The sequence below is a fragment of the Porifericola rhodea genome, from assembly GCF_030506305.1.
Taxonomy (GTDB): domain Bacteria; phylum Bacteroidota; class Bacteroidia; order Cytophagales; family Cyclobacteriaceae; genus Catalinimonas; species Catalinimonas rhodea.
Window position 1 is genome coordinate 1,524,806 of sequence record NZ_CP119421.1, and the last position, 21,805, is coordinate 1,546,610.

A 21,805-nucleotide genomic window follows, 5' to 3' on the forward strand; every position below is an offset into this window, starting at 1 on the left:
TTTTAGTTTCTTAAAGGTTTACCTCCCTGTAGAAGGGACTGTATACGCTCCAGCGTTTTCTTTTCTCCAGTTAGCGACAAGAAAGCTTCACGCTCCAGATCTAGCAGATATTGCTCAGATACATGCTGAGGGTAAGAAAGCTCACCTCCGCACATCACATAGGCAATTTTTTCCGCAATTTTTTTGTCATGGTCAGAGATATAATGCCCCTGATGCATGCCATAGATACCTGCCAGGAACAAAGCGATACCCGGCTTACCTTGCACTTTAATATCTTTTCGCTGCACTGGCTGTGAGTAGCCCTGCTCTGCCATTGCCAGTACGGCATCTTTAGCATCAGCAATCAGCCGGTTTTTATTCATCGTTACCAAGTCACGATCACGAAGAATATGCATATCAAAAGCCTCACGTGCAGAGGTAGCCACTTTAGCAGTAGCGATGTTCATAAAGGCGTTTTGCAGAGCATTAAATTCAATATCACCGGCTTCCAGACTATCAGAAACTCTCAGTGTCATCTCTTTTGTTCCTCCACCAGCTGGTATCAGGCCTACTCCAACTTCTACCAGACCAATATAGGTTTCTGCGGATGCTACCACCTGGTCCGCATGCATGGTAAGCTCACAGCCTCCGCCTAAGCTTAAGCCATGTGGGGCTACCACAACCGGTACAGACGAATAACGCGCCCGCATCATTGTGTTCTGGAACTGACGAATCATCATTTCAATCTCATCAAATTCCTGCTCTATCGCGAACATAAAAAGCATGGCCAGATTGGCTCCTGCAGAAAAATTTTGCCCCTCGTTACCTATCACTACGCCGGTGTAATCTTTTTCTGCCATTTCTATTGCTCGATTAATGGCCTCTACCGGATCATTGCCCAGAGTATTCATTTTAGTATGGAATTCTACATTTAGCACCCCATCTCCCAGGTCGATAATGGAAGCTCCATCACTACTCCAGAGCACTTTGTTTTCGCGCAGTGTATCCAGCAAGATAAAATCATCTGTACCAGGTACTACTTTGTATGCTTTGCTCTCAATATCGTAGTATAAGCGCTTTCCGTTCTCTGCCTTATAGAAGCTTTCGGCACCGCTATCCAACATATCGTATACCCACTGAGCTGCTTTGTAGCCCGCCTCTTCCATTTTGGCAACGGTCTTTTTCACTCCTAGCATATCCCAGGTCTCAAACGGTCCGGCTTCCCAGCCAAAGCCCGCACTTACAGCCTGATCTATACGGAAGAGCTCGTTGGCAATTTCTGGTATGCGGAAGGTACAATAGCGAAATAGGTCGAAGAAGTGGGCGCGGTAAAACTCTCCTGCTTTATCCTGCGCACCAACTAATATTTTTAGTCTTTCCTGCAGGTCGTCTTTGGGCTTTGCTAATTCTAAAGAAGGAAAAATAGCTTTGGTCTTCTCCCCGTACTCATACGTATTAAAGTCAAGCTCTAGAATAACTGACTTGCCTTTTTCGTCTTTAATTTTCTTGTAGTAGCCCTGCCCGGTTTTGTCGCCGAGCCAATTGCGCTCATAAAGCTCTTTTACGATACCAGGCAGCTTAAAAGTATCTCTGGACTCATCATGCTTTAGCACCTGATAAAGGTTGTTAGCTACATTTACAGTTGTATCCAGCCCAACTACATCCATAGTACGGAAGGTGGCAGACTTAGCTCTACCAATAAGTGGGCCTGTTAAGCGGTCTACCTCGCCTACGCTCAGTCCCATCTTTTCTACAGTGTGCATGGCAGAGATAATACCATATACACCAATTCGGTTGGCGATAAAGGCTGGTGTATCTTTACATAGCACGGTTTCTTTGCCCAAATACAGATCTCCATAGTGCATCAGGAAATCTACTATTTCAGGGTCAGTTTTTTGAGAAGGTATGATCTCTAGCAGACGAAGATAACGTGGCGGGTTAAAGAAGTGGGTTCCGCAGAAGTGCTTCTGAAAATCTTCGCTACGCCCATCCAGCATCATGTTAATAGGGATACCAGAAGTATTTGAAGTAATGAGGGTACCAGGTTTGCGGTATTTTTCTACCTGCTCAAACACTATTTTCTTAATATCCAGCTTCTCTACCACTACTTCTATAATCCAGTCATACCCGGCAATATCTTTCATGTTGTCTTCAAAATTGCCTAAGGTGATACGCTGGGCATAAGAAGTATGATATAGAGGGGCAGGATTAGCTTTAACAGCCTTAGTAAATGAGCTGTTCACAATTCTGTTTCTAACCGCCGGATGTTCTAACGAAAGCCCTTTCTTTTGCTCTTCGTCGGTAAGTCCTTTAGGTGCTATGTCTAAAAGTAAGACCTCTACACCTATGTTAGCAAAATGGCAGGCAATCCGTGAACCCATGATACCGGAGCCTAATACAGCTACCTTTTTGATATTAAATTTCTTCATTCTTCGGTTACGGTTTGATATATGTCTTCTTCTACAATTTTGTTGATGACAGATATAACTTCAAAAAATATATTTAGCTTCTCGTCTGATACTTTTTCCCTCACATAATGGTTAAAGTCCAGAACAGTTTTACGAGAAATCTCTTTTTTCTTTTTACCCAAATCTGTCAGAAAGATTCGTACCGATCTTCTATCATTTGGATCTGGCTTTTTTACGATAAACCCTTTTTCCTCCATATTTTTAAGCATACGGGTTAGGCTTCTTGACTCCAAACCAATAAGAGGGGCAATTTTAGTAGCCGGAGTACCTTCTTTAGAGTCAATATTTAAAAGCACAAAACCTATGGAGGTAGTAAAATCGCTTTTCAAAGCTTCCTGGTTATACATGCGATAGATGGCATGCCAGGTAGTTTTGATATTATAATCTACAGTTTCTTCCTTTTTCATCGTTCTCAAATATACATAAATTATTATGCATGCATAACAAAATAAAAGGAAAATTATTTGTAATTCAGCCTGCTTTATTGAATGATTGAGAGATAACCTGGATATTGCCAAGACAAACAACTAAACCCATGAGTCTATTACCTGAAGATATTGAGCAGTATGTGGCTGCGCATACGACAGCCGCGCCTGACTTTCTAGATGAACTGGAAAGAGAGACCAAGCTTAAAGTGCTAATGCCACAAATGATATCTGGCTCCATACAGGGCAGCACCCTGGCTATGTTTGTACATATGATGCAACCAAAGTCTATATTGGAGGTAGGTACCTTTACTGGGTACTCTGCTATATGGATGGCACAGGCCCTTGCAGATAATGGCGTAATAACAACAGTTGATATTAATGAAGAGCTAGAAGATATGGTACGTAACTATATTGCCAAATCGCAGCAGGCACACAAAATCCGATACGTTATTGGCAATGCACTGGATGTTATTCCTACTTTGGAATCTACTTTTGATCTGGTTTTTCTGGATGCAGATAAGGTCAACTATCAGGCGTATTATGATATGGTTTTTCCCAAAGTACGTAAAGGTGGATTTATTATTGCTGACAATGTGTTGTGGGGAGGAAAAGTAGCAAAGGAGGAGAAGCTCAAGCCCAATGGAGAGGCTATTCGCAGATTTAATGAATATGTGCATAATGACCCCCGGGTAGAGAACGTTCTACTCCCTGTAAGAGACGGATTGATGATAGCCAGAAAACTATAGTGCATGTATAAGACAATATTGCTCATTGGCCTTATTTTTTTTAGCCTGGGACTCAGTGCTCAGCATACAGTAGAAGTACCCTCAGTGATTGAGTATGCCGATATGCGGCTAGAGCTTAGCCCTGCGGCTCGCAAAAAAATTCAGACAGATGTAGATGCCCTTACCCGCCACGAAAAATATTTTAATGCCAAGGTAAAAAAAGTGGACACCTATCTACCACTGATAGAGCAAGTGCTACGTGAAGAAAATGTGCCGGATGACATTAAATATCTGGTAATACAGGAGAGTGCCCTGGTTGGTGATGCGGTATCTTCTTCCAATGCAGTAGGGTACTGGCAATTTAAGGCACCCACAGGTCGCGAAGTGGGGCTTACCATTAATAATCAGGTAGATGAGCGTATGAACATTATTACCGCTACACATGGCGCTGCTCGCTACTTTAAAAATAACAATACTTTTTTTGACAACTGGCTTTATGCCCTTCTTGCCTATTATGCTGGCCCTGGCGGGGCGCTCAAAATAGCTGACAAGAAATACAACAGCGCCAAAAGAATGAAGCTGGATGGCAATACTCACTGGTACGTAATCAAATACCTGGCGCACAAAATTGCTTTTGGGCAGGCAGTGGGTAAGAGTCGCCCGGAAGTAAGCCTTTTCACCTATACTGAGGGCAATGGCAAAACGTTGGCTCAGATAGCTAAAGAGTTTAACTTACAGGAGTCTGACCTTGAACCTTATAATAAATGGGTGAGAAAAAATCGTATTCCTGATGATAAGACTTATTATGTTATTATCCCGGACTATAGCGGAAAGTATCATGAACCACCTTTAGCAGAAAACAAAGACAAGCCGAAGCCAGAAGAAAAATCTACTGAAGCTGTCGCAGAAAATAATACTCGTTATGTAGAGGTTGAAGATACCAGACGTTTTCCTGAAGTAAGGCAGGGCAACCGCTGGGGCAAGAAAATGACTTTGGTTAACAATATACCTGGTCTCATTGCTGACCGTGATGATAACATCCGCTCTATCAGCCAGCAGACAGGTGTACCTTCATCTCGCCTGGTTAAGTATAATGACCTCACCAGCAAGCAATCTGGAATAGTAGAAGGCATGCCTTATTACCTTAAACGCAAGAGAAACAAAGCTCCGGTACATTATCATGTGGTGGAGCCTGGGGAAACACTCTGGAGCATATCTCAGCGTTTTGGTATCAAACTAAAAAAGCTGATGCGCAATAATCGTATGCGTGAAGAGAAAGAGCTAAAGCCAGGTCTTGTTTTGTGGCTGCGCTTTATTCGTCCAGACCATATTCCAGTAGAGTATCGTGAAGTACCTAAGTCAGAACAAAATACTACTATTGCAAAGCAGCAAAAAAATGTAAACAGCACAGGCGCTTCATATAAGCAGAAGGAAGTAGTTAAGAAAGAGGAGCCCGAATACAAGCCGGTAATAACCAATACTCCTGCTACTCATACTACAAAGAAAAATGCCGGGCAGTCAAAACCTGTAACACAAACTAGCACTACACCTAAAACAGAGAGTCCAACTAACTCAAACCCTTCTCAACAGTTAGATACTGAAGAAGATTATGTAGCCTCGGTGGACAATAGGGCTGCATCAGCCCCAACTAGTACTAATATATTTCATACCGTACAGAGCGGCGAAACGCTGTACAGTATTGCCAGAAAATACAACTTAACGGTACCTCAACTTACCAGTTACAATAATATTTCCTGGGAAGATCCACTAAAAGTTGGTTCCGAATTGAGACTTATTCCGGCAGATACTGAAGAAAAACCTAAACATACTGATACAGAAGATAGTAGATATTTGGTACATGAAGTTAAGTCTGGTGAAACCATGTATAAAGTAGCTCGTCAATACGAGGTAACGATTAAAGACCTGATGGAATGGAATGAAAAAGAAGACTTTAGTGTGCGTGTAGGAGAAAAACTAAAGGTAAGAAAGCAATAGTTTTTGTTCAAATATTACCTCTTTTAGGATTCCTCTCACTACCGTTTTTATTTTCTACTTTTCCTTTAAACCTTTGTTATTTGAATCGGGTACTCAAAATACCAATTACAGACCTTATTATAAGAGGAGCGTGATGATAGATTTAGTAATGCTAATTGATGACAATGAGACTGATAACTTCATTAGCAAGCGCATCATAGAGCTCACAGAATTTGCCCGACAGGTAGTAACAAAAAATAGCGGGCAAAGTGCTCTTGAGTATTTGCAGGAACATCAGGACCAGGTTGATCAGTTACCCAATCTTATTTTTTTAGACATCAACATGCCTATTGTAGATGGGTTTATGTTTTTGTATGAGTTTGAGAACTTTCCACCTACTGTACGCAATAAGTGTAAGGTTATTATACTGTCCAGCTCCGACAATCAGCGCGATATCAACCGCCTTATTAACAATGATTATGTCATTAAATATATTACCAAGCCACTAACTCAGGTAGCCTTAGAAGAAATTAAGGCTCTTTAAGATTTTTATTTCTGTGTAGATCATTTTAATCTTGCCACTTCATCAAGTAAGTCCCGCGTAATCATTCATGAAATTATATTGCCTGCTGACCGCTCTCAGCATCTTTTCATCTCTATCGTTGTTTGCTCAGCAAAGTACTCCTGACAGCCTGGCAAAAGAAGAATCTTTCTGGAATAAAGGGGGTAACTTAAGTGCTACTTTCCAGCAGGTAGGCCTTAACAATTGGGCCGGAGGTGGTAAAAGTACTTTGGCCGTAGGAGGTATTTTTTCGGCTTTTCTCACTTTTGATGATACTACTAAACGCCGCTGGGAGACACGCATGGAAGTTAGTTACGGACTTAGCAAAATTGGTGAAGAAGCCGATCGTTTCATTAAATCTAAAGATAACTTTATTCTTAGCTCTCGCTATGGGCGTAAACTTAGCAAAAACTACTATCTATCCACATTAGTAGACTTTAGAACCCAGATAGCACAAGGGTTTAAGACAGAACAGATTAACGATAGTATTTCTGATGATGTGCGAATTTCTGAATTTATGGCTCCAGGTTTCCTCATCGCATCTCTGGGGGCAACTTACTCACCCATTCAAAGAAAGTTAATTGAGGAAGAACGCAAAGCTCAAAAACGTAAAGGAAACTACTTTGCCGTGACCTTATCGCCATTTTCCGGTAAATTTACTTTTGTTTTGGATGATACCTTAGCTAAAAACGATCAGTACAATACCGAAGGTAAGCAGGTAAAAGCCGAGGCCGGATCTAGCCTTACCCTGGGCTTGAGGCAGGAGCTTTTTGAGAACATATCATTTAGTACAAACCTGAACCTTTTCTCTGCTTACGAGAAGTTTGAAAATGTAGACGTAAACCTGGAATCGCTACTCGTCCTAAGGGTGAATAAATATATTATGTCTAACGTGTCGCTGCAGCTTATTTATGATGACGATATTGATGTGGAGCGGGATGATGGTACTGTAGGCCCTGCCTTGCAGCTACAGCACGCTATTAATGTAGGCTTTACTTATGGGTTTTAGCTTTAGAAGAAACAACACTGCTATCATGTGCTACACTTTCCAGAGCTTCAACTTTTGCCCGGAGGAGCATAACTTCGTTTTGTAATTCCAGTATCTGCTTTTCTCTTGCCTGCATAAGTTCCTGCGTGCGAAGAATGAAAGGAGTTGTTTTTTCATCATCTTTTGCAGTATTCCAAAAGGTCGTAAATAATAAGGTGATAGCAGCTAAAGCTGAGCCCCATGCTGCCCAAGATGAACTAATAGCTGCCTCCGCTACTTGTCCAGCCATTATCGTTTTTTTCTTTCTTCCTTGGTACCCCTCTTCTACATATAGAAAAAAGCGCGCTCCTGCCTTTTCTCTATAGACCTTCTCGCCATCTTCATTTTTCTTAATATCTAACCATTCCTGACTTACAATACTAAAATGATTATAAAAATTGTTCTGTTCACCTTTAAAGCTTTTTCTTATTTCATCATAGGTAGGCAAGCCACCGACACCCTTTGAGGTCTTACTAGTATTTATCTCAGTATGCCTGTTAATTACATACGCTAAAATTTTATCTTTTAGCTCGTCATCACTCATAGGCGGAGTATTAGGTGATAAAATATCAGTAGTCCGGGTCTAGTCCCAGTTTTTCTTTCAGCAACCTTACCTGAGGGTTCTTCTCCATCAGGTAGTCCAGCTTTTCCGAAGGGGTATATAATTTTCTTTGTTTTTCGTCTTTTACTAGCTCCCCAGTCACATTAATCTGCGAGTTATGTAGCTGCCTGCGTAGATATTGTATTAGTTCTACTCTGAGTTCGCTCAATACATCTTCCTGCAAAGTATTAGACATTTTAAGATGCACAGTCAGGCCATCATCCTGTAGGTTTACCTCCTGATTCAGGATCATGTAGGCAGAGTCTTTTCCTGCTATTTTCTTTTGTTCGGCAAATTTAGCCCACTCTTCGCGTAGTCTTTCAATATCCACCGGACGACTACCAATCACCTCCTGCTTCAGTTCAGGTTCAGCTTGTTCTACCTTGGCCTCCGCCTGTATAGTTTCCTTCTTTACAGCTTGCTGACGGATCTCTTCTGCTTTAGGGATTTTGATGGAGCTTTGCCTTTGTAGCCCCTGCAAGCGAGATACATCTACCCCTTTTTTTGTAGGAGTAGGGTTTACGGTTTCGCCAGTGTTACTGTTTTCACTTTTTTTTTTCGTCTCTTCCTGCCCCTGTGGCTGACTATTGAGCTGTGCCATCTGCACTGCTGAACTGATATAAGCCATCTTCATCAGAGTAAGCTCTACATGCAGGCGCTGGTTTTTACTGTTTTTGTAATTCAGGTCACAGTTGCCCGCCAGGTTGAGACCAGTTAGTAGAAACGAAGCAGGAGTTTTAGCCGCCTGTTCTATATATCGTTCCTGCACACTTTCTGAAACCTGTAGCAGTTGCACGGTAGCATTGTCTTTACACACCATCAGGTTGCGAAGGTGCTCGCTTAAGCCTACTATAAAGTTATGTCCGTCAAAGCCTTTCTTCAGTATTTCATCAAATAGCAACAACATCTGCGAGATGTTCTGCTCAAGCAGATAGTCCGTAGCTTTGAAATAATAATCGTAGTCAAGAATGTGCAAATTCCTGATGGTAGTCTGATAGCTTACCTTGCGGTCAGAGGAAAAGGTAACAATCAGGTCAAATATGGAAAGCGCATCTCTTAAAGCTCCATCCGCTTTTTGAGCAATCAGGTTTAGAGCTTCTTCTTCTACCTCTATGTTTTCTTTAGCGGCAATATCTTGAAGGTGATCGACGATATGGCTAATTTGGATACGATTAAAATCATAGATCTGGCAACGCGAAAGAATGGTAGGAATCACCTTATGCTTCTCGGTAGTAGCCAGTATAAATATGGCATAAGGAGGCGGCTCTTCCAGGGTTTTTAGAAACGCATTAAACGCCTGATTAGAGAGCATGTGTACCTCATCTATAATATATACCTTATAGCTACCCTGCTGAGGAGGGTAACGTACCTGATCTATCAGGTTTCTGATATCATCTACCGAGTTATTAGAAGCAGCATCCAGTTCATAGATATTCATGGAGTTAGCCTGCTCCTGGCTTTCATAACCATTTATTTTTCTGGCCAGAATACGGGCACAGGTGGTTTTGCCGACTCCACGAGGTCCGCAAAATAAGAGTGCCTGAGCCAGCTGATTATTATCTATTGCATTTTGCAGGGTAGTTGTAATATGCCCCTGCCCTACTACTTCCTCAAATCCGGTAGGGCGATACTTCCGTGCAGATACTACGAAATTCTCCATTGACGCAATTTACAGAATCCTATACTTTATTAGTAACCAAAATCCACAAAAGAAAAGCGGGGCGGAAAGTTCGCGAGAATATGGGAAAAAGGCATACCAATTTTTTTATTATCTTCGGCTTTTACACCTAGTCAATCTACACATCTGATTGTATTTATGAGTAAGCAAAGAAGAGAGCCGATGCTATGGGAAGCCCTGATTCCTGTGCTATTCCTGATTGTAATGCTGTCGGTGAATGTGATTTATGTGTTTGGTGATGATGCAATCTCTGGTTCTAACCAAATCGTTCTTATACTATCTGCTTCAGTTGCTGCCCTGATCGCTTTACGTACCGGTATTAGCTGGGAAAATTTGCAGGATGGCATAGTCAAAAGTATCGGCGCTTCTATGTCGTCTATTCTTATTTTGCTCCTTATAGGGTCATTGGCTGGTACGTGGATGCTAAGTGGAATAGTACCCGCTATGATCTACTATGGACTACAAATCCTCAGCCCTACCATATTTTTGTTTGCTGCCTGTATTATCTGCGCAGTAGTTTCTATAGCTACCGGCAGTAGCTGGTCCACCGTAGCCACTGTAGGCATTGCCTTGCTGGGCATAGGCAAAGCCTTGGGCCTGAGCGAGGGGCTTATTGGCGGTGCTATTGTTTCGGGGGCGTATTTCGGAGATAAAATGTCTCCCTTGTCAGATACTACTAACCTGGCTCCTGCTATGGCCGGGACTGACCTTTTCACGCACATCCGCTATATGACATACACCACCGTTCCTTCTATTATTATCACTCTTGGCATTTTTCTGGTGATTGGATTTACAGCAGATACCGCGGCTGTTACCACCGGCGTAGAGGATGTTCTCCTCTCTATTGATAGCGCTTTTAATATTAATGGGTGGCTATTTCTGGTGCCTGCATTGGTCATTTTTATGATTGTGCGCAAAGTGCCTGCTTTACCTGCATTGCTGGCGGGCACCATGCTCGGAGCTTTATTTGCTATTATTTTTCAGCCTCAGGCGATGCAGGAAGTTGCCGGAGGCAGTACCGGAGCTATGGCTGCTTATGTTGCCGTTATGAAAGCCCTCTATACCGATATCAGCATTACAACTAATAATGACATGGTTAATGAGCTCCTTTCTACCGGGGGTATGTATGGTATGCTAAACACAGTTTGGCTTATCATTTGTGCCATGATTTTTGGTGGGGTTATGGAGAGTGCTGGCATGCTACAAAGAATTACTAAGTCTATAGTTAAGCTAGCCCATTCTACCGGTTCTTTGATTGCTTCTACCGGATTTACTTCTATCTTTTTCAATTTTACTGCCTCAGATCAGTATCTGGCTATAGTTGTGCCTGGCCGAATGTACGCTGATACGTACAAAAAACGAGGGCTAAAGCCCGAAGTACTAAGCCGTACTCTGGAAGATACCGGCACAGTAACTTCGGTATTAATTCCATGGAATACCTGTGGGGCTACCCAGGCTTCGGTTTTAGGCGTAGCCACTTTAACTTATGCACCCTACACATTTTTCTGTATACTAAGTCCAATTATGACTATGGCCTTTGGCTTTTTAAACTTTAAAATTCGCAGATACACAAAGCAGGAGATAGAAGAAGAGCAATTACAAGAAAAAAGCGCCTGACATAGAAATAACTAACCAAAGCTTATACTACTTGCCATATGTTTCCAAAACAGATAACTAAGGAAGAAATTAACGCGCTAACGCTTAAAAAGTATGAAGGGAAAGTAAAAGTCATTACTCAGGAGGAGCATTTAGAAGAAGCCATACAACATATCCGCGAATATGATGTCTTTGGATTTGACACTGAAACTAAGCCTGCCTTTCGGAAAGGGGTTAAGCATATGGTAGCGCTGTTGCAGATAGCCATTCCTGACATGGTCTATCTTATCAGGCTAAACCATATTGGGTTTACTAAAAAACTTAGTGCTCTTTTTGAGGAGGAAGGTGTGGCTAAGGTAGGAATTAGTATAAGAGACGACCTCAAACATTTAAAAGAGTTGAGCAGTAAGCATCATATCCCCTTTGATGCTACCAATATTATTGAGCTTAATGATGTTGCTCATAGTATGGGCATAGAGCATGCCGGGGTTAAGAAGCTTACTGCTATTTTTCTACAGTTCAGGGTCTCCAAATCACAACAGACTTCTAACTGGGAAAACCCTCAACTGACAGAAAAACAAATTCGCTATGCGGCTACAGATGCCTGGGTTTGCTTAGAGATTTATGATCATCTAACCGAAAAAGGCTATATCTGAGCGTATTCTTCTATATCTGAAAGATCAAAATCGTTCATGAAGGCCGTTGTAAAGTCCCCTTCTCTAAACTTAGGATCATCCATAAGTTTAATATGAAAAGGTATAGTTGTTTTGATACCTTCAATCACAAACTCTTGTAAAGCTCTTTTCATACGGGTAATAGCCTCTTCTCTGGTCTGACCACTTACGATAAGTTTAGCGATCATAGAGTCGTAGTTAGGAGGTATGGCATAACCTGCATATACGTGGCTATCTACTCTAACCCCATGCCCTCCTGGTAAATGAAGGTTAGTTATTTTCCCCGGGCTTGGACGAAATCCTTTAGCAGGATCTTCTGCGTTGATACGGCACTCAATGGCGTGCATAGAAGGGTAATAGTTTTTACCCGAAATTTTAACGCCTGCTGCTACCTTAATCTGCTCTTTGATTAAATCAAACTTAGTAACTTCTTCAGTAATAGGATGCTCTACCTGTATACGGGTATTCATCTCCATAAAATAGAAGTTTCTGTGTTTGTCCACCAAAAACTCAATAGTTCCTGCTCCTTCGTAGCCAATTGCTTCGGCACCAGAGATAGCCGCATTACCCATTTGTTCCCTTAACTCATCTGTCATAAAGGGAGAAGGGGTTTCTTCTATTAGCTTCTGATGTCTTCTTTGCACAGAGCAGTCCCTTTCAGATAGGTGACAAACTTTTCCGAATTTGTCTCCCACTACCTGAATTTCAATATGGCGAGGTTCTTCTACAAACTTTTCAAGGTAAAGTCCGGCATTACCAAAGGCAGCACCAGCTTCACGAGTAGCATCATCCCAGGCTTTCTTAAATTCTTTCTCGTCCCAGACGATACGCATCCCTTTACCACCCCCTCCGGCAGTAGCTTTCAGGATGATAGGGTACTTTATTTCTCTGGCAATTTCCAGCCCTTCGTCCATATTGGCTAGCAAACCTTTAGAACCAGGCACGGTAGGTACACCAGCAGCCTCCATAGTAGCTTTAGCGGTAGCCTTGTCTCCCATTTTGTTAATCATTTCGGGAGATGGACCTATAAATTTAATATTGTATTCTTCGCAGATACGCGAAAACTCTGCATTCTCAGATAAAAACCCGTACCCAGGATGTATAGCGTCAGCATTGGTGATTTCTGCTGCTGCTATAATGTTAGGTATACTGAGATAAGATTTGTTGCTGGGAGCTGCTCCTATACATACGGCTTCATCAGCAAAGCGCACATGCAAACTTTCTCGATCGGCTGTAGAATATACAGCTACTGTTTTGATACCCATCTCACGACAAGTACGAATAACTCTGAGAGCAATCTCTCCGCGATTTGCTATTAATATTTTATTGAACAAGGCTCTTACAATTAACAATCAAATATAAAAAACTTCTCTCAACCGTGGATTGTTAATGGTTTAAGAAGGATCTACTAAAAATAATGGCTGATCAAACTCTACAGGAGAAGCATCATCTACCAACACTTTTACGATCGTTCCAGATACCTCTGCTTCAATTTCATTAAAAAGCTTCATGGCTTCCACTATGCATACGGTTTGCCCAGCGCTGATTCTATCTCCTACTTCAATAAAAGGTGCAGATTCAGGATTAGCTGCTCTGTAGAAGGTCCCTATCATCGGAGACTTTACTGTAAGGTATTTGCTTTCATCGGCCTGACCGGCATCACTTGCAGCAGGCTTCTCTTCCTGAGCTTTCTCAGTAGGGAAATATGCTGGCGTTGATGCTACTAGCCCGGTAGAATCGTGTGGCATAGAGGAGCCTGGCGTAGTAATGATATTTTGCCGTATTTTTGCCGCAGCGTTTTTCTTTACTTTCAGTTTGATCTCTCCTGTTTCAATATTTACTTCATCTAGCCCGGACTTTGAAATAAACTCTAATAAGTCCTGAATTTCGCTTGCTTTCATGATAGGTTATTTTACGCGTTCAGAATACGACTTAGTTCTGGTATCTACTTTAATTTTTTCGTCTTGATCAATAAACAAAGGCACCTGAATAATTGCACCTGTATCCAGCGTAGCTGGTTTAGTAGCATTAGTCGCGGTATCTCCCTTAAGGCCTGGTTCAGTATATGTTACTGTAAGTTCTACAAAAGGAGGCAGTTCGGCACCCAATATTTCGCCAGTTTCATCATGAACAATTACGTCAATAGCTTGCCCATCTGTTAGAAACTCAGGAGCATTTATTTGTTCTTCAGCTACGACTAGCTGTTCAAAGGTGTTGCTATCCATCATATGGTAGCCGAGGTCATCTTTGTACAGGAACTGGTGAGGACGTCGCTCAATACGGGCTGTAGTTATTTTAACTCCCGCATTAAAGGTGTTCTCTACTACTTTTCCGCTTTTAAGGCTTTTAAGCTTTGTTCTAACAAAGGCTCCACCTTTTCCAGGCTTTACATGCTGAAACTCAACAATGGTATACAGATCGTTGTTATGAACTATGCAAAGTCCGTTTCTAAAATCTGCGGTAGTTGCCATATATGTTACTTAGTTTAGTATGTCTACTTTATTGGGCATCGTAGCCCCACTTCAGATAAGTTGCTCCCCAGGTAAACCCTCCTCCAAATGCTGCCAAAATCAGGTTATCTCCTTTTTTAAGCTGAGATTCATAATCCCATAGACAGAGAGGTATAGTAGCACTGGTAGTATTACCGTATTTATGAATATTAATCATGATACGATCTTCACCCACGCCCATTCTGTTAGCTGTAGCATCTATAATTCTACGATTAGCCTGGTGGGGTACTAACCATTTAATATCCTCAGAAGTTAGATTATTATTCTGCATAATCTTGGCCGCCACATCTGACATATGCTTTACCGCATATTTAAATACAGTAGCTCCTTCCTGATACACAAAATGTTCACGGGCAGTAACTGACTCAATAGTAGCAGGCCTTCTGCTGCCTCCAGCTTTTAGGTGAAGGTAAGGGGCCCCACTACCATCTGACTGTAGCACAGAATCCATCACACCATAGGCTTCTTCTGTAGGCTCCAGCATTACTGCTGCTGCACCATCACCAAAGATGATACATGTAGTACGGTCCTGGTAGTCTATGATTGAAGACATTTTATCTGCTCCTACTACTACTACTTTTTTATATGTGCCTGATGCTATAAACTGGGCTCCCGTAGTAAGGGCATATAAAAACCCGGAGCATGCAGCCTGAAGGTCGTACCCAAACGCATTTTTAGCACCAATATGATCCCCTACCAAATTGGCAGTAGCAGGAAAAATCATATCAGGTGTGGTAGTAGCGCATATGATCAGGTCTATATCTTCAGGATTGGTATTTGTTTTTTCTATCAGCTGCTCTACCGCCTTGTTGGCCATTACTGAGGTGCCCTGGTCTTTACCACGAAGAATTCTTCTTTCTTTAATCCCGGTACGGGTAGTAATCCATTCGTCATTGGTATCCACCATGGTTTCCAACTCTTTGTTGGTCAATACATACTCTGGTACATAACCACCGACTCCTGTGATAACAGCTCTTAACTTATTACTCATGTAATTGAGGATTTTGTTCTGGCAACACTTATTTATTTGCCAAATGCATCACGAATTTTAAGATGCAAGTTTGTTTCGGCCATCTTGATTGACTGAAGCAGCATATTTTTGATAGCCAGGCCACTAGATACGCCATGACCAATTACTACGTTACCATTGACGCCCAATATAGGGCTACCGCCTATAGCTTCATAATTCAATTGGTCAAAAAATGGATCTGTAAAGCCTCTTTTTTCCAGTAGATGATATACAGACTCGGCCATTTTAAGGACAACATTACCTGTAAAGCCATTACAAACCATCACATCTGATTTGTCGCTAAAAATATCTCTACCTTCTATATTACCCACAAAGTTAATGCGGGAATCATTTTTAAAAAGTTGATAAGCAGCCTGAGTGACCACAGTACCTTTTTGCTCTTCTTCACCCAGATTAATAAGGGCTACTTTAGGCTTTTCTATACCGTGTACATACTCACTGTAGATTGCACCTAACTCACCGAACTGAAGCAGCATATCAGGTTTACAATCTGCATTAGCACCAACATCCAGAATCAGACCCTTGCTGCCGTTTTCACGGGGAGCAGCACTGGCTAATGCCGGCCTGATGATACCCTCACAAGGCTTGATGGTGAACATGGCACCCACATGCATAGCTCCGGTATTACCAGCACTACAAAATGCTTGCACATCACCTTTTGCCAACAGATGAAACCCAACTCCTATACTGGAATTCTGCTTTTGAGTAAATGCTTTGGTGGGATGCTCATGCATGCCGATCACTTCTTCGGCATGAATGATCTCAATAGCACTTGAGTTGATTTCTCGTTTGGCTAATTGTTCCTCAATTTCCCCTTGCCTTCCGATGAGCACTATCTGATGCTCATCAGCAAGGTTATCTAGAAGGAGCTGAACTCCTTCTATGTTAGCCTCGGGAGCAAAATCGCCTCCCATCGCATCCAGCGCAATCTTCATAAATTAGGCTACCTCTTCTTTTTCCATTACTACCTGCCCTTTGTAGTAGAGCTTACCTTCGTACCAGTGTGCACGGTGATAAAGGTGAGGCTCCCCTGTAGTTGGGCATGTAGCAATAGTTCTTGGCGTAGCCTTGTGATGCGATCTTCTCTTGTCTCTTCTTGCTTTAGATGTTTTTCGCTTGGGATGTGCCATTTTTATCTAGTTTAAATTTTTCAAGTTTTTTAATACATTCCATCTAGGATCAACGTTATCATCGTTCTTTTCATCCTTTTTCTCTTCTGAGTCTTTAGCTGTAGATGAGGAAAAAATAATTTCGCCATCCACTAAAGGATCTTCTTCTTCGGCATATCTAGGATGAACTTTACGCATAGGTACTGATAGACCTATAAACTCATATATGTTTTGAGCAACATTAATCTTTTGCGTATTCGCGGTAATTATGATAATTTCGTCCGACAATTCCTGTTCTTCCTCACCATATTGATATAGAACTTTCTCGTGGATACTAATCGGGTAGTCAAATTTCTCGAGACTGCGATCACATTCCAGCTCAATTTCTCCTTTTATATCAAATATGACGGTAATCAGGTTCTCCTGTTTATCGAAAGTTACTTCGGCATTTAGCTTACCTGTTTTTACCAGGCTGTTTTCAAAATTATCGAAGAAACTTTTATCTATCTGATATTGATATTTATACTGCTTATTCGCTAACTTATAAATATCGATATCGAAATGTGCTAAATTCTTCACGTCACCCCACATTTTCTTTAAGTCTGCAAAGTTAAGGATATAATTTCAATATTTAAAAGATATATCACTAATAAGGTAATTCACTTTTTGATAGTTCTATTATTATTGTAATAAATTATTACATAGAAAAATAATTAACTCCTGATGTACATAACGAAAAGTATGGCATGTTTTTGAAATATTTTTTCTAAAACTTTGTTACTAGTGTGTCGAATCAGGATAATCTTATGAAATACTATATATATACAGCGGTAGTAAGTATTCTTTGTCTCTATGCTTTACCTCAGCAGACCTTTGCGCAGATAGCGCAAGCCCAGATGGCAGATCAGCAGGTAGGTAAAAAGAAGCCTCTTTTGCTGGATATGAATGTACAGATTGAGGCCACCCAAGCCGTAAATGACATGTACAACTTCAAATTTGCGCGGGCTGAGCAACAGTTTCGTTGGATTAAGCAGAAATATAATACACATCCGCTACCATACTTCTTACTTGGGCTTAGCGAGTGGTGGAAGATTGTGCCCGATGTAGAAGAGACCCGTTATGATAAGAAGTTTATAGCCTATATGGATACGGCTATATATTTTGCCGAACGAATGTTTAAGCAGGATGAGGAAGACCCTGAAGCGGCTTTCTTTTTAGCGGCTGCACATGCTTTTCAGGGTAGGCTTTACTCTGAGCGTAAAGATTGGGGTAAAGCTACCGTAGCGGGTAAAAACTCTTTGAACTATCTGGAAATCTGTAAGGGTAAAGAAGATTTTAGTCCTGAGCTTCTATTTGGTGATGCTCTTTACAATTATTACGCAGAGTGGGTACCTGAGAACTACCCTATACTTAAACCAGTATTAATGTTTTTTCCTGATGGTGATAAAGACCTTGGTATCAAACAGCTCAAGACAGTTGCAAACAATGCATTTTATACACGTACCGAAGCACAGTTTTTTTTAATGCGTATTTTAACGGCTGAAGGCTCAGACCCTAGTGAAGCATATCGTATTTCTAATTACCTGCACCATACTTTTCCCGATAATCCTTACTTTCATCGTTACTATGCTCGACAGTTGTATAGTAGGGGTAAACAAAACGAAGCTGAAAAAGAGTCTTTGGAAATTCTGGCACGTATAGACAGCAGCATGACGGGTTATGAAGCTACCAGCGGAAGGTATGCCAGTTTCTTTCTTGGGCAGATCTATGAAATGAAGGGGCAGCTTGACCTCTCTCAGCATTACTACGAGCGTACTGTAGAGTTCGCTAAAGCGTCAAATGCTACTGATTCGGGTTATTTCCTTTATGCTCTTCTAAATTTGGGAGAAATTGCGCAAGCGAAAGATGAAGACAAGCTGGCAAAAGATTACTATAAAGAGGTTAAGAAGTTAGCCAAAAGAAACACAAGGGTACATGAGAAAGCTCGTGAAAACTTAAAATCTATTCGCAAAAGTAGTTAATCACTTGTATTGAGCATTTCTTCTTTCAGGTAAGGAGCGATGCCTAGTTGTAAGCGCTTGATTTCCTGAGCTACCAGTTTAGATAATAACAACGCGCCCTGTTCCTGAAAATGAGTATTATCTTCTACTCTCTCAGGATACTTTGCAGACTCTCCAGCAGAAAGCCATAAAAATATATCTTTGGTTTTATCAACCCCCAACTCTCTGAATTTCTGGCAGCTCAGTTTATGCAAATCTATTAAAGGCACATTTTCCCTTTCTGCTAGCACTCTCATTGCCACAGGGTATTGTCCCATTGTAACTTGAAAATTACCATCTTTGTCAAAACGCCTTCTACACATAGGTGTAATTAACACAGGCTTTGCTCCTTTTTCCCGCGTCTGAACTATTAAGGTATGTAAATTATCTGTATATGCTCCAAAGGGTGGAGCATACAAATGCTCTTTGCTTTCTACCATGTCATTGTGACCAAACTGAATGAAAACAAAGTCTCCCTTTTTTAAATTGTTATAGACCTTTTCCCAGAGACCTTCTTCAATATAGCTTTTTGTACTTCTACCAGACACAGCTTCGTTATTAACTCTGACTTTATCAGTTTTAAAAGAGGTATGAAAAACCTGTCCCCATCCCATTCTCGGATAATAATTATCAGGATACGTAGACATAGTAGAATCGCCAATGAGATAAATATCTACTAGGGTTTGCTGTTTTTGAGCGTAAACAAATAGCAAAGCTGTAAAAAAAAATGAAAATACCTTTATCATTGCTGTATTCGGGATTTAAACCCTAGACTAGCCCTGGGGAAATAGACCTTTTCACGTAGGGCTTTGCTTAAATATTCTCCTACAGCTTTGTGTGCCGCATAATTCCAATGACCTTTAGTATTGGTTACTGGCCAGTAGCGAGGATCTATACCTAATTGATCTTTTAGTGTTGTAAGAGTATCAGCCAAATGTATACTAACAATGTTGTTTTGACTTAGACTCTGTTCCAGATGTAGCGGGTATGATACGCTGTCTTTGTTTACAATGATTACATTGTTTTGTATATCAAGCTCAGCTAATATTGCATTGGCGACCTCAGGAAGGGCTTCTTGTACTTTTGTTTCCGGAGACTTATGAATTTCTTTTTGATGAAAGCGCTGGTATAGCTTGCCTAACATTACCTCACCAGCCCTACCATCCTTAATAACATTTATACCATTACGAAGCATTTGTAATATTGCACTGTTTTGTAATCCCAACTTTGCAAGTGAGTACACTTTAAGTTCCTGGCTGGTCCGATAGCTTGTATCTTGTTGAAGTTGGCCTTCTACCAGCTTCCACTTTGGCAAAAGTTTATCTTGAGAATTTTCATAAAAATCCAGTGCCCCTAACACATAAACTTTTAGGTCTGGGTTAAATTTAGAGACAAAGTTTTTATCGTAAGCATAAGTATCTTCCAAACCAAAACCGCTTCTGCCGAAGTTTAATATTTCTATGTTATCGTACTGATATGCATTTTTGAGCTCTTCTTCTAGCACTGTACGAAAATGGTGGCGGTCTAGCACCTGAAACCCTTCTACATAAGAATCTCCCAGTAGTGCAATACGAAGAGTACCGGAATCTTTGACAGGAGGGTAAGCCGGTCCGCGATAGCCGTACTTATTCATTTGAGAATAGGTAAAATTTTCGTTATAGTGGACAATTTTAGCATTAGGTCTTATTATCCGTCCTATTTCTTCCTGATAATCTGTTTCAGAAACTGCAGATATTTCTGCTCCCCTGACAAAAAGCTCCAGAAGTACTGTACATAATAAGGCGGCTACAAAAAAGTATCCTATGGAACGAAGCATACTATTAAGTTTTAAAACTGGAAATAAACAAAAGGTAGCGGCTCAGCCTGAAACATGTAGATGAGTACTATTATAAACATAGGCAGCATCACCCCATAGCGAATAGGCTTTAAAGGTATTTTCAGTAGAAAAGCGTGCGAACGCGTATAGTATTCTATTAAGTCTATTCCCAATGTCAGAGCCATAAAGGAAAACGCTATTTTCACAAATCTGAATGTCAGCTCACTAGACTCCCAGTTTATCATTTTGCTAAAAAATATGCTTACTGTCTGAAAATCAGAAGCCCTAAAAAAAAGCCATGTAAACAACACTAAAATGTAAATACTGCTAGCATGTATAAGATACTTAACTAAAGCCGGAGGGCTTCCTATTCCACTTGGTTGTAAGCCTACTTTTTTACCTTTTAACATCCACTTGTGTATTGCTAAATATATACCGTGAAGTCCACCCCAAAAAACAAAATTCCAACTTGCACCATGCCATAACCCGCCAATAAGCATGGTAAGCATAAGGTTGATGTATGTACGGGCTTCTCCTTTGCGATTTCCTCCAAGTGAAATGTACAAGTAGTCCTTTAACCAGCTGGAAAGTGAAATATGCCACCTTCGCCAAAACTCAGTAATGTTGGCTGATAGGTAGGGTTGCTCAAAGTTTTTCATTAACTCAATACCTAAAAGCTTAGCCAAGCCTCTTGCAATGCTGCTATAACCAGAGAAGTCAGCATATATCTGCACCGAAAATAGCACCAGAGCCATCAGCATTTCCATTGAGCTAAATTGCTCTATATGTCCAAACATGCGGTCTACCAGCCTGCCACTGGCATCACCTATCATTACCTTTTTAAATAAACCTATGACGATTAATGCTACCCCCTCTCTGATTTGTGTGCGATTAGGAGACTTAAGGCTGGTAATCTGCGGGAGCAAATGCTTGGCTCTTTCTATGGGACCTGCCACCAACTGAGGAAAGAATGCGACAAATACCGCAAAGTCCAGTAGAGATTTGGTAGGTTTTAATCTCCCCCGATAAATGTCTATAGTATAAGACATGGTCTGAAAAGTGTAAAAGGAGATACCTACTGGCAAAATAATATTGAGGTGAAGGTAATCCAGCTGACCATCAAAGCCAGAAAGCATAGACTCAAAGCTATCCACAAAAAAGTTGAAATACTTGAAGAAGGCAAGTATTCCCAGATTGACACCCATGCTTGTCCATAACAGATACTTTTTAGTACGAGGGCTCTTAGTGGTATATAAATTTTGACCAATTACAAAATCTACAACTGTGGAGAGTGCTAGTAATGAACAAAAACGCCAATCCCAATATCCATAAAAGATATAACTTACAACCAATAAATGTACTGGCTTCCACCTATGAGGTATAGTGTAATATATTGGTAAAATTATTAATAAGAAAAACAGGAATATGAATGAGTTAAATAACATTTAAGCACTTTTACTTAAAATAAGTATATTTTATATATACATATGTAAAAAAACATCCTAATTTAATATTTACCTACAAATACTTCACATGTAATAATTCCTTAAAAATTGATATGAAAAGATGCAAAAATGGTGCAGAGCTCT

The 21,805-nt window shown here is 40.9% G+C and carries 21 protein-coding genes; 7 read left to right on the top strand and 14 right to left on the bottom strand.

Features of this window, described 5'->3' with window-relative positions; all coding sequences use genetic code 11:
• Positions 1-2: 2 nt before the first annotated feature.
• On the bottom strand, positions 3-2,408 hold the full coding sequence (locus PZB74_RS06140) for a 3-hydroxyacyl-CoA dehydrogenase/enoyl-CoA hydratase family protein (RefSeq protein ID WP_302241487.1): 2,406 nt from the start codon (positions 2,406-2,408) through the stop codon (positions 3-5).
• Positions 2,405-2,854, bottom strand: coding sequence for a MarR family winged helix-turn-helix transcriptional regulator (locus PZB74_RS06145; protein ID WP_302241488.1), 450 nt, complete (start codon positions 2,852-2,854; stop codon positions 2,405-2,407). The genes PZB74_RS06140 and PZB74_RS06145 overlap by 4 nt, the downstream gene beginning before the upstream one ends.
• Before the next feature lie 128 nt (positions 2,855-2,982).
• Here PZB74_RS06145 and PZB74_RS06150 point away from each other — a divergent pair, with 128 nt between their 5' ends.
• From PZB74_RS06150 to PZB74_RS06165, 4 genes are all read left to right on the top strand, one after another.
• Positions 2,983-3,621 (top strand): O-methyltransferase, encoded by a 639-nt coding sequence (locus PZB74_RS06150; RefSeq protein WP_302241489.1) that lies wholly within the window; start codon positions 2,983-2,985, stop codon positions 3,619-3,621.
• Positions 3,622-3,624: 3 nt separating this feature from the next.
• The gene (locus PZB74_RS06155) at positions 3,625-5,595 is read left to right on the top strand and encodes a LysM peptidoglycan-binding domain-containing protein (RefSeq protein WP_302241490.1); all 1,971 of its coding nucleotides are present in this window, start codon (positions 3,625-3,627) and stop codon (positions 5,593-5,595) included.
• Positions 5,596-5,728: 133 nt separating this feature from the next.
• Positions 5,729-6,118 (top strand): response regulator, encoded by a 390-nt coding sequence (locus PZB74_RS06160; protein ID WP_302241491.1) that lies wholly within the window; start codon positions 5,729-5,731, stop codon positions 6,116-6,118.
• Positions 6,119-6,185: 67 nt separating this feature from the next.
• A complete protein-coding gene (locus tag PZB74_RS06165; RefSeq protein WP_302241492.1) occupies positions 6,186-7,145 on the top strand; it encodes a DUF3078 domain-containing protein in 960 nt (319 codons plus the stop codon).
• On the opposite strand, the gene PZB74_RS06170 is transcribed toward PZB74_RS06165, so the two are convergent.
• Positions 7,129-7,707, bottom strand: a complete 579-nt coding sequence (locus PZB74_RS06170; RefSeq protein WP_302241493.1) for a hypothetical protein — start codon at positions 7,705-7,707, stop codon at positions 7,129-7,131. The genes PZB74_RS06165 and PZB74_RS06170 overlap by 17 nt on opposite strands.
• Before the next feature lie 25 nt (positions 7,708-7,732).
• On the bottom strand, positions 7,733-9,424 hold the full coding sequence (gene dnaX / locus PZB74_RS06175) for a DNA polymerase III subunit gamma/tau (protein WP_302241494.1): 1,692 nt from the start codon (positions 9,422-9,424) through the stop codon (positions 7,733-7,735).
• Positions 9,425-9,580: 156 nt separating this feature from the next.
• On the opposite strand from dnaX, the gene nhaC reads away from it, so the two are divergent.
• Both nhaC and PZB74_RS06185 read left to right on the top strand, forming a co-directional pair.
• Complete coding sequence (nhaC, locus tag PZB74_RS06180) at positions 9,581-11,059, top strand: Na+/H+ antiporter NhaC (RefSeq protein ID WP_302241495.1); 1,479 nt, start codon at positions 9,581-9,583, stop codon at positions 11,057-11,059.
• A 38-nt stretch (positions 11,060-11,097) separates the two neighbouring features.
• Entirely contained in the window at positions 11,098-11,694 is a 597-nt protein-coding gene (locus PZB74_RS06185; protein WP_302241496.1) for a 3'-5' exonuclease, read from the top strand.
• On the opposite strand, the gene accC is transcribed toward PZB74_RS06185, so the two are convergent.
• From accC to PZB74_RS06220, 7 genes are read right to left on the bottom strand one after another with little or no spacing between them, the layout of a single operon-like run.
• Entirely contained in the window at positions 11,685-13,046 is a 1,362-nt protein-coding gene (gene accC, locus PZB74_RS06190; protein ID WP_302241497.1) for an acetyl-CoA carboxylase biotin carboxylase subunit, read from the bottom strand. The genes PZB74_RS06185 and accC overlap by 10 nt on opposite strands.
• A 60-nt stretch (positions 13,047-13,106) precedes the next feature.
• Positions 13,107-13,613, bottom strand: a complete 507-nt coding sequence (accB, locus tag PZB74_RS06195) for an acetyl-CoA carboxylase biotin carboxyl carrier protein (RefSeq protein ID WP_302241498.1) — start codon at positions 13,611-13,613, stop codon at positions 13,107-13,109.
• A 6-nt stretch (positions 13,614-13,619) separates the two neighbouring features.
• Entirely contained in the window at positions 13,620-14,183 is a 564-nt protein-coding gene (efp, locus tag PZB74_RS06200) for an elongation factor P (protein ID WP_302241499.1), read from the bottom strand.
• Positions 14,184-14,211: 28 nt separating this feature from the next.
• Positions 14,212-15,213: a beta-ketoacyl-ACP synthase III gene (locus tag PZB74_RS06205; protein WP_302241500.1), complete on the bottom strand. Its 1,002-nt coding sequence runs from the start codon at positions 15,211-15,213 to the stop codon at positions 14,212-14,214.
• Positions 15,214-15,245: 32 nt separating this feature from the next.
• Positions 15,246-16,187 carry a phosphate acyltransferase PlsX gene (gene plsX / locus PZB74_RS06210; protein WP_302241501.1) on the bottom strand — a complete coding sequence of 314 codons (942 nt, stop codon included), beginning with the start codon at positions 16,185-16,187 and terminating at the stop codon, positions 15,246-15,248.
• A gap of 3 nt (positions 16,188-16,190) precedes the next feature.
• Positions 16,191-16,382 (bottom strand): 50S ribosomal protein L32, encoded by a 192-nt coding sequence (gene rpmF, locus PZB74_RS06215; RefSeq protein ID WP_302241502.1) that lies wholly within the window; start codon positions 16,380-16,382, stop codon positions 16,191-16,193.
• Between the two features lie 6 nt (positions 16,383-16,388).
• On the bottom strand, positions 16,389-16,940 hold the full coding sequence (locus PZB74_RS06220) for a YceD family protein (protein WP_302241503.1): 552 nt from the start codon (positions 16,938-16,940) through the stop codon (positions 16,389-16,391).
• Between the two features lie 227 nt (positions 16,941-17,167).
• Here PZB74_RS06220 and PZB74_RS06225 point away from each other — a divergent pair, with 227 nt between their 5' ends.
• Positions 17,168-18,382, top strand: a complete 1,215-nt coding sequence (locus PZB74_RS06225) for a tetratricopeptide repeat protein (protein ID WP_302241504.1) — start codon at positions 17,168-17,170, stop codon at positions 18,380-18,382.
• Here the strand turns inward: PZB74_RS06225 and PZB74_RS06230 are convergent.
• The 3 genes from PZB74_RS06230 to PZB74_RS06240 are packed head-to-tail and all read right to left on the bottom strand — an operon-like array spanning position 18,379 to position 21,421.
• Complete coding sequence (locus tag PZB74_RS06230) at positions 18,379-19,146, bottom strand: rhamnogalacturonan acetylesterase (RefSeq protein ID WP_302241506.1); 768 nt, start codon at positions 19,144-19,146, stop codon at positions 18,379-18,381. The genes PZB74_RS06225 and PZB74_RS06230 overlap by 4 nt on opposite strands.
• The gene (locus PZB74_RS06235) at positions 19,143-20,216 is read right to left on the bottom strand and encodes an SGNH/GDSL hydrolase family protein (protein ID WP_302241508.1); all 1,074 of its coding nucleotides are present in this window, start codon (positions 20,214-20,216) and stop codon (positions 19,143-19,145) included. Before PZB74_RS06235 ends, PZB74_RS06230 begins: the two co-directional genes overlap by 4 nt.
• A gap of 11 nt (positions 20,217-20,227) precedes the next feature.
• A complete protein-coding gene (locus PZB74_RS06240) occupies positions 20,228-21,421 on the bottom strand; it encodes an MBOAT family O-acyltransferase (RefSeq protein WP_302241509.1) in 1,194 nt (397 codons plus the stop codon).
• Positions 21,422-21,805 lie beyond the last annotated feature (384 nt).

Excerpts from the sequence above, each read along its gene's own strand:
- PZB74_RS06165 (WP_302241492.1), top strand. The coding sequence starts at position 6,186 with ATGAAATTATATTGCCTGCTGACCGCTCTCAGCATCTTTTCATCTCTA.
- PZB74_RS06230 (WP_302241506.1), bottom strand. The coding sequence starts at position 19,146 with ATGATAAAGGTATTTTCATTTTTTTTTACAGCTTTGCTATTTGTTTAC.
- nhaC (WP_302241495.1), top strand. The coding sequence starts at position 9,581 with ATGAGTAAGCAAAGAAGAGAGCCGATGCTATGGGAAGCCCTGATTCCT.
- PZB74_RS06140 (WP_302241487.1), bottom strand. The coding sequence starts at position 2,408 with ATGAAGAAATTTAATATCAAAAAGGTAGCTGTATTAGGCTCCGGTATC.
- PZB74_RS06205 (WP_302241500.1), bottom strand. The coding sequence starts at position 15,213 with ATGAGTAATAAGTTAAGAGCTGTTATCACAGGAGTCGGTGGTTATGTA.
- efp (WP_302241499.1), bottom strand. The coding sequence starts at position 14,183 with ATGGCAACTACCGCAGATTTTAGAAACGGACTTTGCATAGTTCATAAC.
- PZB74_RS06240 (WP_302241509.1), bottom strand. The coding sequence starts at position 21,421 with ATGGGTGTCAATCTGGGAATACTTGCCTTCTTCAAGTATTTCAACTTT.
- dnaX (WP_302241494.1), bottom strand. The coding sequence starts at position 9,424 with ATGGAGAATTTCGTAGTATCTGCACGGAAGTATCGCCCTACCGGATTT.
- accB (WP_302241498.1), bottom strand. The coding sequence starts at position 13,613 with ATGAAAGCAAGCGAAATTCAGGACTTATTAGAGTTTATTTCAAAGTCC.
- PZB74_RS06170 (WP_302241493.1), bottom strand. The coding sequence starts at position 7,707 with ATGAGTGATGACGAGCTAAAAGATAAAATTTTAGCGTATGTAATTAAC.
- PZB74_RS06145 (WP_302241488.1), bottom strand. The coding sequence starts at position 2,854 with ATGAAAAAGGAAGAAACTGTAGATTATAATATCAAAACTACCTGGCAT.
- PZB74_RS06155 (WP_302241490.1), top strand. The coding sequence starts at position 3,625 with ATGTATAAGACAATATTGCTCATTGGCCTTATTTTTTTTAGCCTGGGA.
- PZB74_RS06185 (WP_302241496.1), top strand. The coding sequence starts at position 11,098 with ATGTTTCCAAAACAGATAACTAAGGAAGAAATTAACGCGCTAACGCTT.
- rpmF (WP_302241502.1), bottom strand. The coding sequence starts at position 16,382 with ATGGCACATCCCAAGCGAAAAACATCTAAAGCAAGAAGAGACAAGAGA.
- plsX (WP_302241501.1), bottom strand. The coding sequence starts at position 16,187 with ATGAAGATTGCGCTGGATGCGATGGGAGGCGATTTTGCTCCCGAGGCT.
- PZB74_RS06235 (WP_302241508.1), bottom strand. The coding sequence starts at position 20,216 with ATGCTTCGTTCCATAGGATACTTTTTTGTAGCCGCCTTATTATGTACA.
- PZB74_RS06225 (WP_302241504.1), top strand. The coding sequence starts at position 17,168 with ATGAAATACTATATATATACAGCGGTAGTAAGTATTCTTTGTCTCTAT.
- PZB74_RS06150 (WP_302241489.1), top strand. The coding sequence starts at position 2,983 with ATGAGTCTATTACCTGAAGATATTGAGCAGTATGTGGCTGCGCATACG.
- PZB74_RS06160 (WP_302241491.1), top strand. The coding sequence starts at position 5,729 with ATGATAGATTTAGTAATGCTAATTGATGACAATGAGACTGATAACTTC.